A 13296-nucleotide genomic window follows, 5' to 3' on the forward strand; every position below is an offset into this window, starting at 1 on the left:
GACTTCAACCACGACCCGCGACTTCAACCACGACCCGCACAGCTCGATCTTCGCGCTGAACGAGACCAAGGTCATCGACGGCAACTTCGTCCGCATCATGACCTGGTACGACAACGAGTGGGGCTTCTCCAACCGCATGAGCGACACCGCCGTCGCCATGGCCAACGCAAAGTAAGCCGTCCACGGCTTGCCGCCAAAGAGGAAGGGCGCCCTGAACGGGGCGCCCTTTTTCATGAGCAGGCCGTTGCGACAGGTCCCCGGTCACCCCGCCTTGACGACGTTGATTCCCGTGGCCTGCGTCAACTGGTCGGCGACCCAGGCGGTGACGCTCTTGCCCTCGCGTTCCGCGCAGGTGGCGATGGCGCGGTGGAGCATCGGGTTGACGCGGATGGCGAGCTTGCCCGAATAGGGCTGCTCCGTGTTGCCCGCCATGTCGCAGGCCATCGCCAGATAATCGTCCACCGCCTCGCGGAAGGCCCTGCGCAACTCATCGACCGAGCGGCCGGTGAAGGTGATGCCGTCGCGCGTGTTGATGACGGCGCCGACGAAAATGCCGGCGTCGTTGTCAAAATCGATCTGGGCCTTGTAGCCCTTATAGTCCATCATCGGCGGCGACCCCAGGGGATGCGTGGTTTGGAAGGATAGCCTCACCTCCACTCCCACGGTTTGACCTGCCTCAATTCCCGGAATCGGGGGCGAGGGAACGTCCACCCTGTTTTTCCCGTCATGACCGCCCTGCCCCCGCATCCCCGCCCCATCCGCATCCACAGCCTGACCGACGCCGACGCCGCCTGCGCCGCGGCGGCGGACCTCGACGTTCCCCTTCTGCTGGTCAGCGCGCCCGGTGCGGCGGCCTCCGCCGGGGCCGGCTGGTTTCACGAGGTCACCGCCCGCGCCGCCGCCCGACATCCGTCGGTTGCGATGACGGCGGTGCTCGACTGTGCCGACCGGCCCGGCGATGCCCTGGGCGCGCTGTCCGCCGGGATCGGTGCGATTCTGTTCTCAGGACGGGCGGACGTCGCCGAACGGCTGGCCGACATCGCCGTACAGCGCGGTTCCCGCCTGCTGACGGCGCTTCCCCAGGCGCTCGACCTGCGCGGCGTTCGCGATCCCCGGTGCGCCTGCCGGAATTGGCTAACCGGGTGAGACGATGGCCATGTCACGGAATAGTCCCAAGGCGATACCGCTTTTTCCCCGAATCCGCACGATCAAAAGTGGTGTATGGTGATTTCATCATCACGATGCGGTACCACCCCATGACCACGACCACGCCTTTGCGGCCCCAGGCGGATGCCATTCCGTTAAAGGGTGAGGAACCGGCCCTGCTCCAGCCGGAAAGGCCGGACGGGCTTCCGCGCGGGTCGCGCTTCCCCGCACCGCATGTGGAGAAGATCCGCGGCGCCCGCCTGCTCGCCGTCTGGGCCGGTTTGGCCGCCGGGGCCTGGGTCGTAGCGGTGGGCGCCGGCTACGGCCTCTACGTCATCGTTCAATCCGTGCTGTGACATAAATCGGCTGACCGAAAACAGCTGGCCCGCGGTGCGCGCCTCACCCTTCGGCGATTCCCGAATCCGACCTCTCGGATAGGCCCTTTTGCCGCCGAGGATGGTCGCATTACACCCCTGCCGACGTTGCAAAGAGTCCCGCGCTGGGCTATGAGGGCCGCATTTCCGACAGAAACCCCAAGGGGAAGAGCCAGATGAAGCTCACTCGTCGTGTTAAGGAAATTCTTGCGAACTACGAAAGCGACACCCCGGGCGTCAAGGCCAATCTTGCCCGCATTCTTATGGAAGGCAAGCTGGGCGGCACCGGCAAGCTGGTGATCCTCCCCGTCGACCAGGGCTTCGAGCACGGCCCGGCGCGCAGCTTCGCGCCGAACGAGCCGGGCTACGACCCGCATTACCATTACCAGCTCGCCATCGACGCCGGCTGCAACGCCTACGCGGCACCGCTGGGCTCGCTGGAGGCCGGCGCCTCGACCTTCGCCGGCTCGATCCCGCTGATCCTCAAGATGAACAGCGCCAACAGCCTGTCGCGCCAGAAGGAGGACGCCGACCAGGCGGTGACCGCCTCGGTGCAGGACGCGCTGCGCCTCGGCTGCTCGGCCATCGGCTTCACGATCTACCCCGGCTCGGACGCCATGTACGACCAGTATGAGGAGATCCGCGAGCTGTCGAAGGAGGCCAAGTCGGTCGGCCTGCCCACCGTGCTGTGGTCCTACCCGCGCGGCGGCACCGTCTCCAAGGAGGGTGAACTGGCCATCGACGTGATCGGCTACGCCGCCCACATGGCCGCCCTGCTCGGCGCCCACATCATCAAGGTGAAGCTGCCGTCGGCCCATCTGGAACAGGCGGAAGCCAAGAAAGTCTACGAGTCCAAGAACATCCCGATCGCCACCCAGGCCGACCGCGTCCGCCACATCATGCAGTGCGCCTTCAACGGCCGCCGCATCGTGGTCTTCTCGGGCGGCGCCACCAAGGGCGAGGATGCGGTGTTCGAGGATGCCCGCGCGATCCGGGACGGCGGCGGCAACGGCTCGATCATCGGCCGCAACGCCTTCCAGCGCCCGCGCGACGAAGCTTTGAAGCTGCTCGACCGGATCATGAAGATCTACCAGGGCAAAGAGTAAGGATCGCTTCGGTTGACCGAAACCGCCTGCCGGCTCTACCTCGTGACGCCGCCGGCCCTGGAGCCGGCGGCGTTCGCGCCGAAACTGACCGAAGCGCTGGACGCGGGCGATGTCGCCTGCGTCCAGTTGCGTTTGAAGGATTGCTCCGACGACGCCGTTCGCCGGGCCTGCGACGTGCTGCGCCCGATCGCCCAGGAGCGCGGAGTCGCCTTCATCCTGAACGATCATCCCGAACTGGCCCGCGAGACCGGCTGCGACGGCGTGCATGTCGGGCAGCAGGACACGTCCTACGCCCAGGCGCGGCGGATCGTCGGCAACGACGCCATCGTCGGGGTGACCTGCCACGACAGCCGCCATCTCGCCATGGAAGCGGGCGAGGCCGGGGCCGATTACGTCGCCTTCGGCGCCTTCTTCCCGACCACCACCAAGGACGCCGCGTTCAAGGCGGAGCCGGAGCTGCTCCGGTGGTGGTCGGAGCTGATGGAGGTCCCCTGCGTCGCCATCGGCGGGATCACCCAGGAGAATTGCGGGCCGCTGGTCAGCGCCGGGGCCGATTTCCTGGCCGTGGTCGGCGCCGTGTGGAACCATCCCGATGGGCCGGGCGCCGCTGTGAGGGCGTTCAACGCCGCCATCGCCGCGGCCGAAGGGTGACGAAGGCCGCCGCCGCATCATGGACCTCCTTTCCATCGAGACGCTGACCGCGCTGTTCGCGGTCGGCCTTGTCGCGGGCTTCGTCGACGCCATCGCCGGGGGCGGCGGGCTTCTGACCCTCCCCGCCCTGCTCTGGGCCGGCCTGTCGCCCGCGCAGGCGCTGGCGACGAACAAGCTGCAATCCAGCTTCGGCTCGCTCTCCGCCGCGGTGAAGTTCACCAGAGGCGGCGAGGTGAGGCCACGCGACATGGCGGTGATGATCGGCTGCACCTTCGCCGGCTCCGCGGCGGGCGCCGTCATCGTCCAGATGATCGACCCGGGTTTCCTGCGCAACGTCATCCCGGTGCTGCTGATCGGCATCGCCATCTGGCTGCTCGTCTCCCCGAAGGCCGGCGAGATCGACGCGCAGCAACGCATCGGGGAGCGGGGTTTCGCCCTGCTCGCCGGAACGGGAATCGGCTTCTACGACGGCTTCTTCGGGCCGGGCACGGGGACCTTCTTCGCCATCGCCTTCGTCTCGCTGCTCGGCTTCAACCTGCGCAAGGCGACCGCCCACACGAAGGTGCTGAACTTCACCAGCAACATCGCCGCGTTGCTGTTCTTCCTGGCGGGCGGGCAGATCGCCTGGGTGGCCGGGTTGCTGATGGGGGTGGGCCAGATGATCGGCGCGCAGATCGGCGCGCACATGGTCATCCGCAACGGCGCCGCCATCGTGCGGCCGATGCTTGTCGTCGCCTCCATCGCCATCACGGCGAAGCTGATCTGGACGGACGCCCAGGGCGTGATCGCCGCGGGCATGGCCATGGTCGCCGGCTGGCTGGGCTGAGCCCCCTCAATATCCCGATTTTCACACCCGCGGCGACTCGACCTCAGCGGGCATTCCCCTCCCCAATGCACACCCGCGGGCGCATGATTTGTTGGCCCAGCATTTTTTCAGTGGCCCCACTTTACGTTAACGTCAATGTGTGTATCATTGCGTCAAATAACGAAATTGGGGAGAAACGCATGTCCAATTGGTCTCTGAAGGGGAACCTGCTCGCCGCCGCCGCGGTCGTCGCCATTGCGGCCCCGTTGCCGGCCGGCGCCGCCGGCTATCTGCTGAAGGAGCAGAGCGCCTCGGGCCAGGGCACCTCCTTCGCGGGCGCCACCGCCAACGGCATGGGCGACGCCACCGGCCTGTTCTTCAACCCCGCGGCCCTGGGGACCATCGAAGGGAATCAGGCGGTCGGCGTGCTGAGCGGCGTGTTCCCGACCTCGAAGACCAGCAACGCCCGCGGCACCCGCGCCACGCGGCTGGGCGGCAGCACCATCCGGGGCACCTCCGACCCCGGCGACATCGGCATGGACGCGGTGATTCCATCGGGCTATCTGGCCTACACGGTGTCGCCGGACGTGAAGCTGGGCCTCGCCATCACCGCGCCCTGGGGCCTGTCCACCGACTATCCGGAAAGCTGGACCGGCCGTTACCACGGCATCCATTCCAGCCTGCTGACGATCAACATCTCCCCGACCGTGTCCTACCGGTTGATGCCGGACCTGACCATCGCCGGCGGCCTGCAGTTCCAGTACGCCAAGGCGCGGCTGAGCCAAGCCGTGGATTTCGGCTCGATCCTGGCGGCCACAGGGGTTCCCATCGCGCCGGGTTCGCGCGACGGTGTGGGCGAGGTGAAGGGCGACGATTGGGGCTTCGGCTTCACCGCCGGCATGCTGTACGAGCCGGCCAAGGGCACCCGTTTCGGCGTCTCCTACCGCTCCTCCGTCTCCCATGAGTTGGACGGCGATTCGAAGTTCGAGGGCGTTCCCGCCGTGCCGGCGCTGCAGGCCAGCTTCGCCAATTCGCCGGTGCGGGCGAAGGTCGCCACGCCGGACATCATTTCCTTCGGCGCCTATCATGAGCTGACCAGTTCCTTCGCCGTGATGGCCGACGCGCAATGGACCAACTGGTCGCGCTTCAAGGAGTTGCGCATCCGCTACCGCAACCCGCTGCGCACCGACACGGTGACCGACGAGAACTGGGACGACTCCTGGTTCTTCGCTCTGGGCGCCGCCTACAAGTGGAACGAGAAGCTCACCCTGCGCTTCGGCGTGGCCTACGATCAGACCCCGGTCAGCGACCAGTACCGCACGCCGCGCATTCCGGACGAGGACCGTTACTGGGTGTCGATCGGCGCCGGCTACCAAGTCACCGACAGCATCCGTACCGACATCGGCTACAGCCACATCTTCGCCAACAAGGCCAAGATGGACCTGCGCGACAACCTGACGGGCAGCGACGCCTTCCGCGGCAATCTGTCCGCCGACTACAAGGCCCATGTGGACGTGATCGCGCTCCAGACGCGGATCACCTTCTGACCCCGGCACGGCGGCGCAGGCGGACACCCCCCGTCCGCGCCGCCATTCCCCTGCCTTGTCCATCGTCGCGTCCGTGCTAGGCTTTCCCCAATCACGCCCCCATCAAGAACGCGATCCGGGAGAGGAATCCGCATGGCCGACACCTTCACCGCCTTCGTCATCGAAGACGCCGACGGCAAGCCCAGAGGGGGCTTCAAGCCGCTGAGCCTGACCGACCTTCCGGACCACGACGTGCTGGTCGAGGTCGCCTTCTCCACCCTGAACTACAAGGACGGCCTCGCCGTCTCCGGCAAGGGCCGGATCGCCCGCAAACTGCCGATGGTCGCCGGCATCGACCTCGCCGGCACGGTCATGGAGTCGCGCTCCGCCGATTGGAAGGCCGGGGACACGGTCATCGTCAACGGCTGGGGCCTGTCGGAAACCCAGTGGGGCGGTTACAGCCGGTTCCAGCGCGTGAAGCCGGAATGGCTGACCCGCCTACCCGACGTCTTCTCGCCGGAGGAGGCGATGGGCATCGGCACCGCCGGCTACACCGCGGCGCTCTGCGTCGACGCTCTGGAAAAATGGGGGGCGATCCAGCCCGGCGGGAAGGAGGTTCTGGTCACCGGAGCGGCCGGCGGCGTCGGTTCCGTCGCGGTCGCCCTGCTCGCCAAGGCCGGCTATCCCGTCACCGCCTCCACCGGACGGCCCGAGACCCATGAGTATCTGTCCGGCCTGGGCGCCACCGGCTTCATCGACCGCGCCGCCCTGCAGGAGAAAGGCCCGCCGCTCCAGAAGGAGCGCTGGGCCGGCGGCGTCGATTCGGTGGGTGGGATCACGCTGGTCAACGCCTTGTCGCAGACCGTCTGGGGCGGCGCCATCGCGGCCTGCGGGCTGGCGGGAAGCGCCGACCTGCCCGGCACGGTGCTGCCGCACATCCTGCGCAGCGTCGCGCTGATCGGCGTCGATTCGGTCGCCGCCCCGGCGGAACGGCGCGAACGCGCCTGGGCGCGGCTGGCCCGTGATCTCGATAAGGACCACCTGAAGGCGATGTACACAGTGGAGCCCATGTCGAAGCTGCCGGAGCTGGCTGGCCAGATCCTCGCCGGGCGGGTGCGCGGCCGCGTGGTGATCGACGTCACCGCCTGACGATGTGGCTGCCGGTGGCGGGCGGGATCAGGCCCCCGCCACCGGCAACCACAGCACGTCGTCGATGCGCTCCGCCCCGCTGCACAGCATGACCAGCCGGTCGAAGCCCAGCGCGATGCCGCTGCATTCCGGCATGCCGTGCTCCAGCGCGGCGAGGAAATCCTCGTCCACCGGGAAGCGGTCGCCGTAGATGCGTTCCTTCAAATCCATGTCGGCCTCGAAGCGGGCGCGCTGGGCGCGGGCGTTGGTCAACTCACCGAAGGCGTTGGCGAGTTCCAGGCCACAGGCGTACAGCTCGAACCGCTCGGCCAGCCGCGGGTCCTCGGGCTTGGGGCGCGACAGGGCGGCCATGCAGACGGGATAGTCGGTCAGCACGCAGGGCACGCCCGCGCCCAGATGCGGCTCGATCCGGTCGAACATGATGCGGAAGACGATGTCCTCCCAGCGGTCGCCGTCGTGCGGGGCGATGCCGATGGCCCGTGCCATGGCGGCCAGCGGGGCCGGGTCGGGGTCGTGACTGCCGTCGAAGGTCTCCAGCAGGTCGATCCCGGCATATTCGCGGAAGGCGTCCTGCACGGTCAGCACCCGCCACTCCTTGAAGGGGTCGCAGGTCATGCCGCGGAAGTCGAATTGCGTCCGCCCGGCGGCGACGGCGGATTCGCGCACCACGTCCTCGCAATCGCGGATCAGCGTCCGGTAGCCCTCCCCCGCCCGGTACCATTCGAGCATGGAGAATTCCGGCGCGTGGGTAGCCGACCGCTCGCCGTTCCGGAAGACGTGGGCGATCTGGTAGATGCGCGGCAGCCCGGCCACCAGCAGCTTCTTCATGGCGAATTCGGGGCTGGTGTGCAGGTGCAGCCGCAGCCGGTCGTCGGGGTGCGGTCCGACCAGCTCCGTCGCGAAGGCCTGGAGATGCGGCTCCATCCCCGGCGAGACCTGGAGCGCCGGGGTGTCCACCTCCAGGAAGGCGTTCTCCTCGAAGAAGCGGCGGACGGCGCCCAGCACGCGGCCGCGCACGGCCAGATGGGGGCGGCGGCGGGCGAAGGTCTCGGGAACCCAGGCGGGCGTGACGGGGGACATGACGGACTTCCCTGACGGAGCGATGACGCTGCTTAGCAGAGCGGGAGCAGTGGCGAAAACGGACAAAGAAGGCGCAGAACGCCGATTGAGCCCCACCCGGCGTTGCCACCGGCCCGGCAAGCTGCTAGGTTCCGCGCCGCCTGTCTCCTGGAAATCACGAGTATGTCATGAAGGTCAACGCCAACACGATGCGTCCCGGCCATGTGCTGGAGCATAACGGGAAGCTCTGGGTCATCACGAAGACCGCCATCGTCCAGCCTGGCAAGGGCGGCGCCTTCATCCAGCTTGAAATGAAGGATGTGCGCACCGGCAACAAGTCGATCGAGCGCTTCCGCACCCAGGAGACGGTCGAGCGCGCCCGCCTGGACGAGCACGAGATGACCTTCCTGTTCGCCGAAGGCGACAGCTACACCTTCATGGACAAGGAAAGCTACGAGCAGACCGCCATCCCCGGCGAGATCATCGGCGACCAGAAGGTGTTCCTGCAGGACGGCATGGAAGTCACCGTGCAGTCCTTCGAAGGCGCGCCGCTCGGCGTCGAGATCCCCGGCAAGGTGACTCTGCAGATCACCGAAGCCGACCCGGTGGTGAAGGGCCAGACGGCCTCCTCCTCCTACAAGCCGGCGAAGCTGGAGAACGGCGTGTCGATCCTGGTGCCGCCGCACATCGAGTCGGGCACCCGCGTCGTCGTCGACACCCAGACCGGCGAGTATGTCGAGCGCGCCAAGGACTGACCGTCCCGGCTGATTTTCTGCGCACCGGCTCTCGCTTAAGGCAGGGGCCGGTGTATTCTTTTTCCGGTTCCGCACGAGATAAAGCACGCCCATGGCCACCCGCTCCGCCCTTATCAACGTGATGGTCCGCGCCGCCGAAAAGGCGGCCCGCGGCCTTGTCCGCGACTTCGGCGAGGTCGAGCACCTCCAGGTGTCGCGCAAGGGCCCGGCGGACTTCGTGTCCGCCGCCGATATGAAGGCGGAAAAGCTGCTGCGCGAAGAGCTGCAGAAGGCCCGCCCGGATTTCGGCTTCCTCATGGAGGAGACGGGCGCCAGCAAGGGCAGCGACCCGACCGCCCGCTGGATCGTTGATCCGCTGGACGGCACCACCAATTTCCTGCACGGCATCCCGCACTGGGCGATCTCCATCGCCGCGGAGAAGAACGGCGAGATCGTCGCCGGCGTCGTGTACGAGCCGGTGCACGACCAGATGTTCTGGGCCGAAAAGGGCCAGGGCGCCTTCCTCAACCACCAGCGCCTGCGCGTGTCGGAGCGCCGCAACCTCGCCGACGCGGTGATCGCCACCGGCATCCCCTTCAAGGGCCGCGGCGACCATGCCGGTTTCCTGGTGGAGGCCGAAGCGCTGATGAAGGAGGTCGCGGGCATCCGCCGCTTCGGCGCCGCCTCGCTCGACCTCGCCTACGTCGCGGCGGGCCGCTACGACGGCTACTGGGAACGCGGCCTCGCCCCCTGGGACGCCGCGGCCGGCCAGCTTCTGGTCACCGAGGCCGGCGGCTTCGTCGGTGAGATCGGCGGCGGGCGCAACCCGGTGTTCGGCGGCACGATCCTGGCGGCCAACGCCCATTTCCATCTGCCGATCGCCAAGATCCTGCGCGGTGCGACGGAACGCAAGGTGCGCTCCGCTCCCGCCGGGGCGGCTGGGACGGCGGACGCCGGTCAGGGCTGACCTCCGGCCGAGCCATAAGCCCTTCATGACGTTGGGGTAGCAAGGGCCGCGCTTTGGTGGGGAAACACGCCGCGCGGCCCAAAGGGCGTTGTCCCTACGCCGATCGAAGGGCTATGGTACCAACGCTTTTCCGTGTCACTGGGAACAACGCGCTGGTCACCATGAGGATTGTCGGACGCATGAGCCGTTCTCCGAACGCGCCCGCCGGGCGGTCGCTACCCCCGCGCGTCCTCTCCGCTGCGGCCGTGGCGCTGTCCCTGGCCGTGACCGCCTGCTCCTCGCCCGGCACCGCGCCGCCCCAGGCCAGCGCTTCCGCTCCGGCCCCGGCCAACACCGCCAATGCGGGTGGCCTGACGCTGGAGAACGCGCAGCCGCTGCCGATCCCGCCGCGGCCCGACATCTTCCCGCCGCCGGCCCCGCCGGCTCCGCCCGTCTTCAAGGCCCCGACCCTGATGACGGCGCCGGATCTGCCGCAGATGTCGATCGGTCCCACGCCGCCACCGCCGGCCCTGCCGGAAGGCGCACCGCCGGTTCCGGCGTCCAACCGCCCGGCGGCACCTCCGCCGCCCGACCGGACGCAGACCGCCGCCCTGCCGCCGCCGACTCCGAAAGCGCCTGCGGCGCCGGCCCTGCCCCGGATGGAGCCGTTGACGGTGCTGTTCGACGGTACGGCCACCGCCGTTCCCGAACCGGCCCAGGCGCGGCTTGAAACCATCGCGGAGCGTATGAACGCCAACCCGCAGCTTCGAATCCAAATCCGCTCCTACGCCAGCGGCACGCCGGAGACGGCGCGCGAGGCTCGGCAGTTGTCGCTGGCCCGCGCCTTGGCCGTCCGCGAGCGGCTGGGGACCGCCGGCATCGCCAGCACGCGCGTCGACATCCGCGCCCTGGGCATGGAGGCGGCCGGTGGCGCGCCGGACCGGCTGGACGTGGAGTTCCTGAACCAGTGATCTGCCCTCTATAACCCGTACCGACGCCTGCCCTTCCCCTGGACGAGAGTGCCCATGGCCGCCATCGCCCCGTCGTCCCACCCTCTTGAGGAGCCTTCCCCGATGACGCGCCCGGAGCGCTTCCTGACACGGATGATCCTCTTCCTGGTGGCCGTGGGAAGCGTGACGGCGTTGCTGTTCCCGGCCCTGCGCGCTGCCTTCATGAACAACCCGGCGCTGAACGGGCTGATCCTCGGCACGCTGCTCGCCGGCATCCTGTTCATCTTCCGCCAGGTGCTGATGCTGCGGCCCGAGGTGGCATGGCTGGAGCATTTCCAGTCCGGCAACCCGGCCGTCGCCGCGCCGGAGCCGGTGCTGCTCGCCCCGATGGCGCGCATGCTGCGGGAACGGCGCGGGCGGCTGACCCTGTCGGCGCTGTCCATGCGCTCGCTGCTCGACGGCATCGCCTCGCGGCTGGACGAGTCGCGGGAGCTGTCGCGCTACCTGATCGGTCTGCTGATCTTCCTCGGCCTGCTCGGCACCTTCTGGGGCCTGCTGCACACGGTGCAGTCGGTCGGCTCGGTCATCGGCGGGCTGTCGGTGCAGGGCGGCGACGTTGGGGCGATGTTCAGCAACCTCCAGCACGGGCTGGAAGCGCCGCTGACCGGCATGGGCACGGCCTTCAGCTCCTCGCTGTTCGGTCTGGCGGGCTCGCTGGTGCTGGGCTTCCTGGAGCTTCAGGCCAGCCAGGCGCACAACCGCTTCTTCCAGGACGTCGAGGACTGGCTGTCCGGCGCCACCCGCCTGTCGAGCGGCGCCGGCGGCGGCCTGGAAACCGGCGACCAGTCGATGCCCGCCTACCTGACAGCGCTTCTGGAACAGACCGCGGAGAACCTCGACTCGCTCCAGCGCACCGTCGCCACCGCCGAGGAGGGCCGTCGGTCGGCCAACGCCAACCTGATGGCCCTGACCGAGCGGTTGAGCACCCTGACCGACCAGATGCGCGCCGAGCAGCAGTTGCTCCTGCGGCTCGGCGAGAGCCAGCTGGAGATGAAAGGGCTGCTCGACCGGCTGTCCGATGCGGCGATCGGCGGCTTCGACGACGCCTCGCGCCAGCATCTGCGCAACATGGACATCTACCTCGCCCGCATGGTCGAGGAGTCGTCCACCGGCCGGGTCCAGGCGGTGCAGGAGATCCGCAGCGAGATCAAGCTGCTGGCCCGCACCATCGCCGCCCTGGCCGAAGAGTCGGAACAGCGCTGACCTGTCTCCCCTCTCCCGTCCCGGGAGAGGGTGGCCGCGAAGCGGCCGGGTGAGGGTACAGGCAAGGATCAGCGCGTCCTCCGTGCCGCACCCTCACCCTCCCGCCGCATTGCGGCGGGCCCCTTCCTCTCCCGAGGCGGGAGAGGGGTTCCAATCGCCGGAGGGACACCCCGCCATGCCCAGCATCAGCCGCCGCAACGGCCACCGCGAGGCCAGCGCATGGCCCGGATGGGTGGACGCGCTGTCGTCCCTCGTCATGGTGGTCATCTTCCTGCTGATGATCTTCGTCGTCGCCCAGTTCTACATGGCGACCGCCTTGACGGGGCGTGACGAGCAGCTCGGCAGCCTGAACCGCAAAGTGGCGGAGCTGAACGATCTGCTGGCGCTGGAGCGGGACGCCAACGCGGACCTGCGCATCAACGTCGCCCAGCTCTCGGCGGAGCTTCAGGGCTCCGTGGTGGCGAGGGACACCATGACCGGCCGCATCGCCACGCTCCAGGGCGACCTTGACCACGCCACCCGCGCGGCGGAGGAGTTGCAGCGCACGATCCGCGCCGACAAGGAAACCATCGAGCTGAAGCTGGCCGAGGCCGCCAGCCTCCAGGCCGACCTGAAGGCGTTGCGCGAGGCCCGGACCAAGCTGGAGGGCGAACTCGCCGCCGCCGCCGCGCAGCAGCGCCTGACCGAGGAGCAGCGCCAAGCCCTGCTGGCCGAGCTTGGCGGGGAGCGCGACCGGTCCAAGGCTTTGGAAACGCGTCTCGCCTCGGCGGACGAGAAGACGATGCTCGCGCAGAAGGAGATCGAGACGCGCGACATCCGCATCACCGAGTTGATGGCCTCGCTGTCCGCCGAGCAGGGCGCAACCGGCAAGGCCAACGAGCAGGTGGACCTGCTGAACCGGCAGATGGCCGCCCTGCGCGAGCAGCTCGCCCGCATCGGCGCTGTGCTGGAGATCTCGGAGAAGAAGGCGGAGGAGCAGCAGGTCCAGATCGCCGAACTCGGCGCGCGGCTGAACCAAGCACTGGCCGCCAAGGTGCAGGACCTCGCCCGCTACCGCTCGGAGTTCTTCGGGCGTGTGCGTGAGACGCTGGGCAACCGGCCCGACGTACGCATCGTCGGCGACCGCTTCGTCTTCCAGTCGGAGTTGCTGTTCCCCTCCGGCTCCGCGACGCTGGAAGAGGCCGGCAAGCAGCGGCTGGCGGAATTGGCGCGCACGCTGATCGAGATCGGCCGGACCATCCCGCCGGACATCAACTGGGTGCTGCGCGTGGACGGTCACACCGACGCGCGCCCGGTGCGCATCCAGTTCGCCTCGAACTGGGAACTGTCGGCGGCGCGCGCGATCTCGGTGGTGAAGTATCTGATCGACCAGGGAATTCCGGCAGACCGTCTGGCCGCCGCCGGTTTCGGCGAGTATCAGCCGCTCGACCCCGGCACCAGCGACGAGGCGCTGGCCCGCAACCGGCGCATCGAGGTGAAGCTGGATCAGCGGTGAGGGGCGTGCCCCCACCCTTCCCACGGCTTTCGCCGCGGGTCCCTTCCCTCCCCCGCTTCGCAGGAGAGGGAATTTTGTCCCCTCCCCTGCGA

At 68.5% G+C, this 13296-nt stretch carries 14 protein-coding genes and 1 pseudogene; 13 read left to right on the top strand and 2 right to left on the bottom strand.

Annotation, left to right across the window (positions count from 1 at the left end; translation table 11 throughout):
- Window positions 1-175: pseudogene (locus AC1DVI_RS30920) on the top strand (hypothetical protein); the annotation flags it as partial.
- A gap of 86 nt (window positions 176-261) precedes the next feature.
- Here AC1DVI_RS30920 and AC1DVI_RS30925 read toward each other — a convergent pair.
- Window positions 262-606 (bottom strand): type II toxin-antitoxin system HicB family antitoxin, encoded by a 345-nt coding sequence (locus AC1DVI_RS30925; protein ID WP_476961235.1) that lies wholly within the window; start codon window positions 604-606, stop codon window positions 262-264.
- Window positions 607-726: 120 nt separating this feature from the next.
- Between AC1DVI_RS30925 and AC1DVI_RS30930 the strand changes: the two genes are divergently transcribed.
- The 7 genes from AC1DVI_RS30930 to AC1DVI_RS30960 all read left to right on the top strand — a co-directional run bounded on the left by AC1DVI_RS30930 (window position 727) and on the right by AC1DVI_RS30960 (window position 6757).
- The gene (locus AC1DVI_RS30930; RefSeq protein ID WP_476961236.1) at window positions 727-1146 is read left to right on the top strand and encodes a hypothetical protein; all 420 of its coding nucleotides are present in this window, start codon (window positions 727-729) and stop codon (window positions 1144-1146) included.
- A 110-nt stretch (window positions 1147-1256) separates the two neighbouring features.
- A complete protein-coding gene (locus AC1DVI_RS30935; protein ID WP_476961237.1) occupies window positions 1257-1502 on the top strand; it encodes a hypothetical protein in 246 nt (81 codons plus the stop codon).
- 194 nt (window positions 1503-1696) lie between these two features.
- Window positions 1697-2626 (top strand): class I fructose-bisphosphate aldolase, encoded by a 930-nt coding sequence (locus AC1DVI_RS30940; protein WP_149163352.1) that lies wholly within the window; start codon window positions 1697-1699, stop codon window positions 2624-2626.
- 12 nt (window positions 2627-2638) lie between these two features.
- Window positions 2639-3277, top strand: a complete 639-nt coding sequence (thiE, locus tag AC1DVI_RS30945; RefSeq protein ID WP_476961238.1) for a thiamine phosphate synthase — start codon at window positions 2639-2641, stop codon at window positions 3275-3277.
- A gap of 19 nt (window positions 3278-3296) precedes the next feature.
- Window positions 3297-4103, top strand: a complete 807-nt coding sequence (locus tag AC1DVI_RS30950; protein WP_476961239.1) for a TSUP family transporter — start codon at window positions 3297-3299, stop codon at window positions 4101-4103.
- A gap of 179 nt (window positions 4104-4282) precedes the next feature.
- Complete coding sequence (locus AC1DVI_RS30955; RefSeq protein WP_476961240.1) at window positions 4283-5629, top strand: OmpP1/FadL family transporter; 1347 nt, start codon at window positions 4283-4285, stop codon at window positions 5627-5629.
- 132 nt (window positions 5630-5761) lie between these two features.
- Entirely contained in the window at window positions 5762-6757 is a 996-nt protein-coding gene (locus tag AC1DVI_RS30960; RefSeq protein ID WP_476961241.1) for an MDR family oxidoreductase, read from the top strand.
- A 27-nt stretch (window positions 6758-6784) separates the two neighbouring features.
- Here AC1DVI_RS30960 and epmA read toward each other — a convergent pair whose 3' ends face one another.
- Window positions 6785-7837: an EF-P lysine aminoacylase EpmA gene (gene epmA / locus AC1DVI_RS30965; protein ID WP_476961242.1), complete on the bottom strand. Its 1053-nt coding sequence runs from the start codon at window positions 7835-7837 to the stop codon at window positions 6785-6787.
- A gap of 167 nt (window positions 7838-8004) precedes the next feature.
- Here epmA and efp point away from each other — a divergent pair, with 167 nt between their 5' ends.
- The 5 genes from efp (at window position 8005) to AC1DVI_RS30990 (ending at window position 13204) form a co-directional block, all read left to right on the top strand.
- Window positions 8005-8571 (top strand): elongation factor P, encoded by a 567-nt coding sequence (gene efp / locus AC1DVI_RS30970; RefSeq protein WP_014240821.1) that lies wholly within the window; start codon window positions 8005-8007, stop codon window positions 8569-8571.
- Window positions 8572-8662: 91 nt separating this feature from the next.
- Window positions 8663-9517 carry an inositol monophosphatase family protein gene (locus tag AC1DVI_RS30975; RefSeq protein ID WP_476961243.1) on the top strand — a complete coding sequence of 285 codons (855 nt, stop codon included), beginning with the start codon at window positions 8663-8665 and terminating at the stop codon, window positions 9515-9517.
- Window positions 9518-9696: 179 nt separating this feature from the next.
- Window positions 9697-10467, top strand: coding sequence for an OmpA family protein (locus AC1DVI_RS30980; protein WP_476961244.1), 771 nt, complete (start codon window positions 9697-9699; stop codon window positions 10465-10467).
- A 54-nt stretch (window positions 10468-10521) separates the two neighbouring features.
- Entirely contained in the window at window positions 10522-11709 is a 1188-nt protein-coding gene (locus tag AC1DVI_RS30985) for a flagellar motor protein MotA (RefSeq protein WP_476961245.1), read from the top strand.
- Between the two features lie 175 nt (window positions 11710-11884).
- On the top strand, window positions 11885-13204 hold the full coding sequence (locus AC1DVI_RS30990; protein ID WP_476961246.1) for a peptidoglycan -binding protein: 1320 nt from the start codon (window positions 11885-11887) through the stop codon (window positions 13202-13204).
- The last annotated feature ends 92 nt before the right edge of the window (window positions 13205-13296 follow it).

Source organism: Azospirillum sp. P4_B5 (assembly GCF_056402275.1).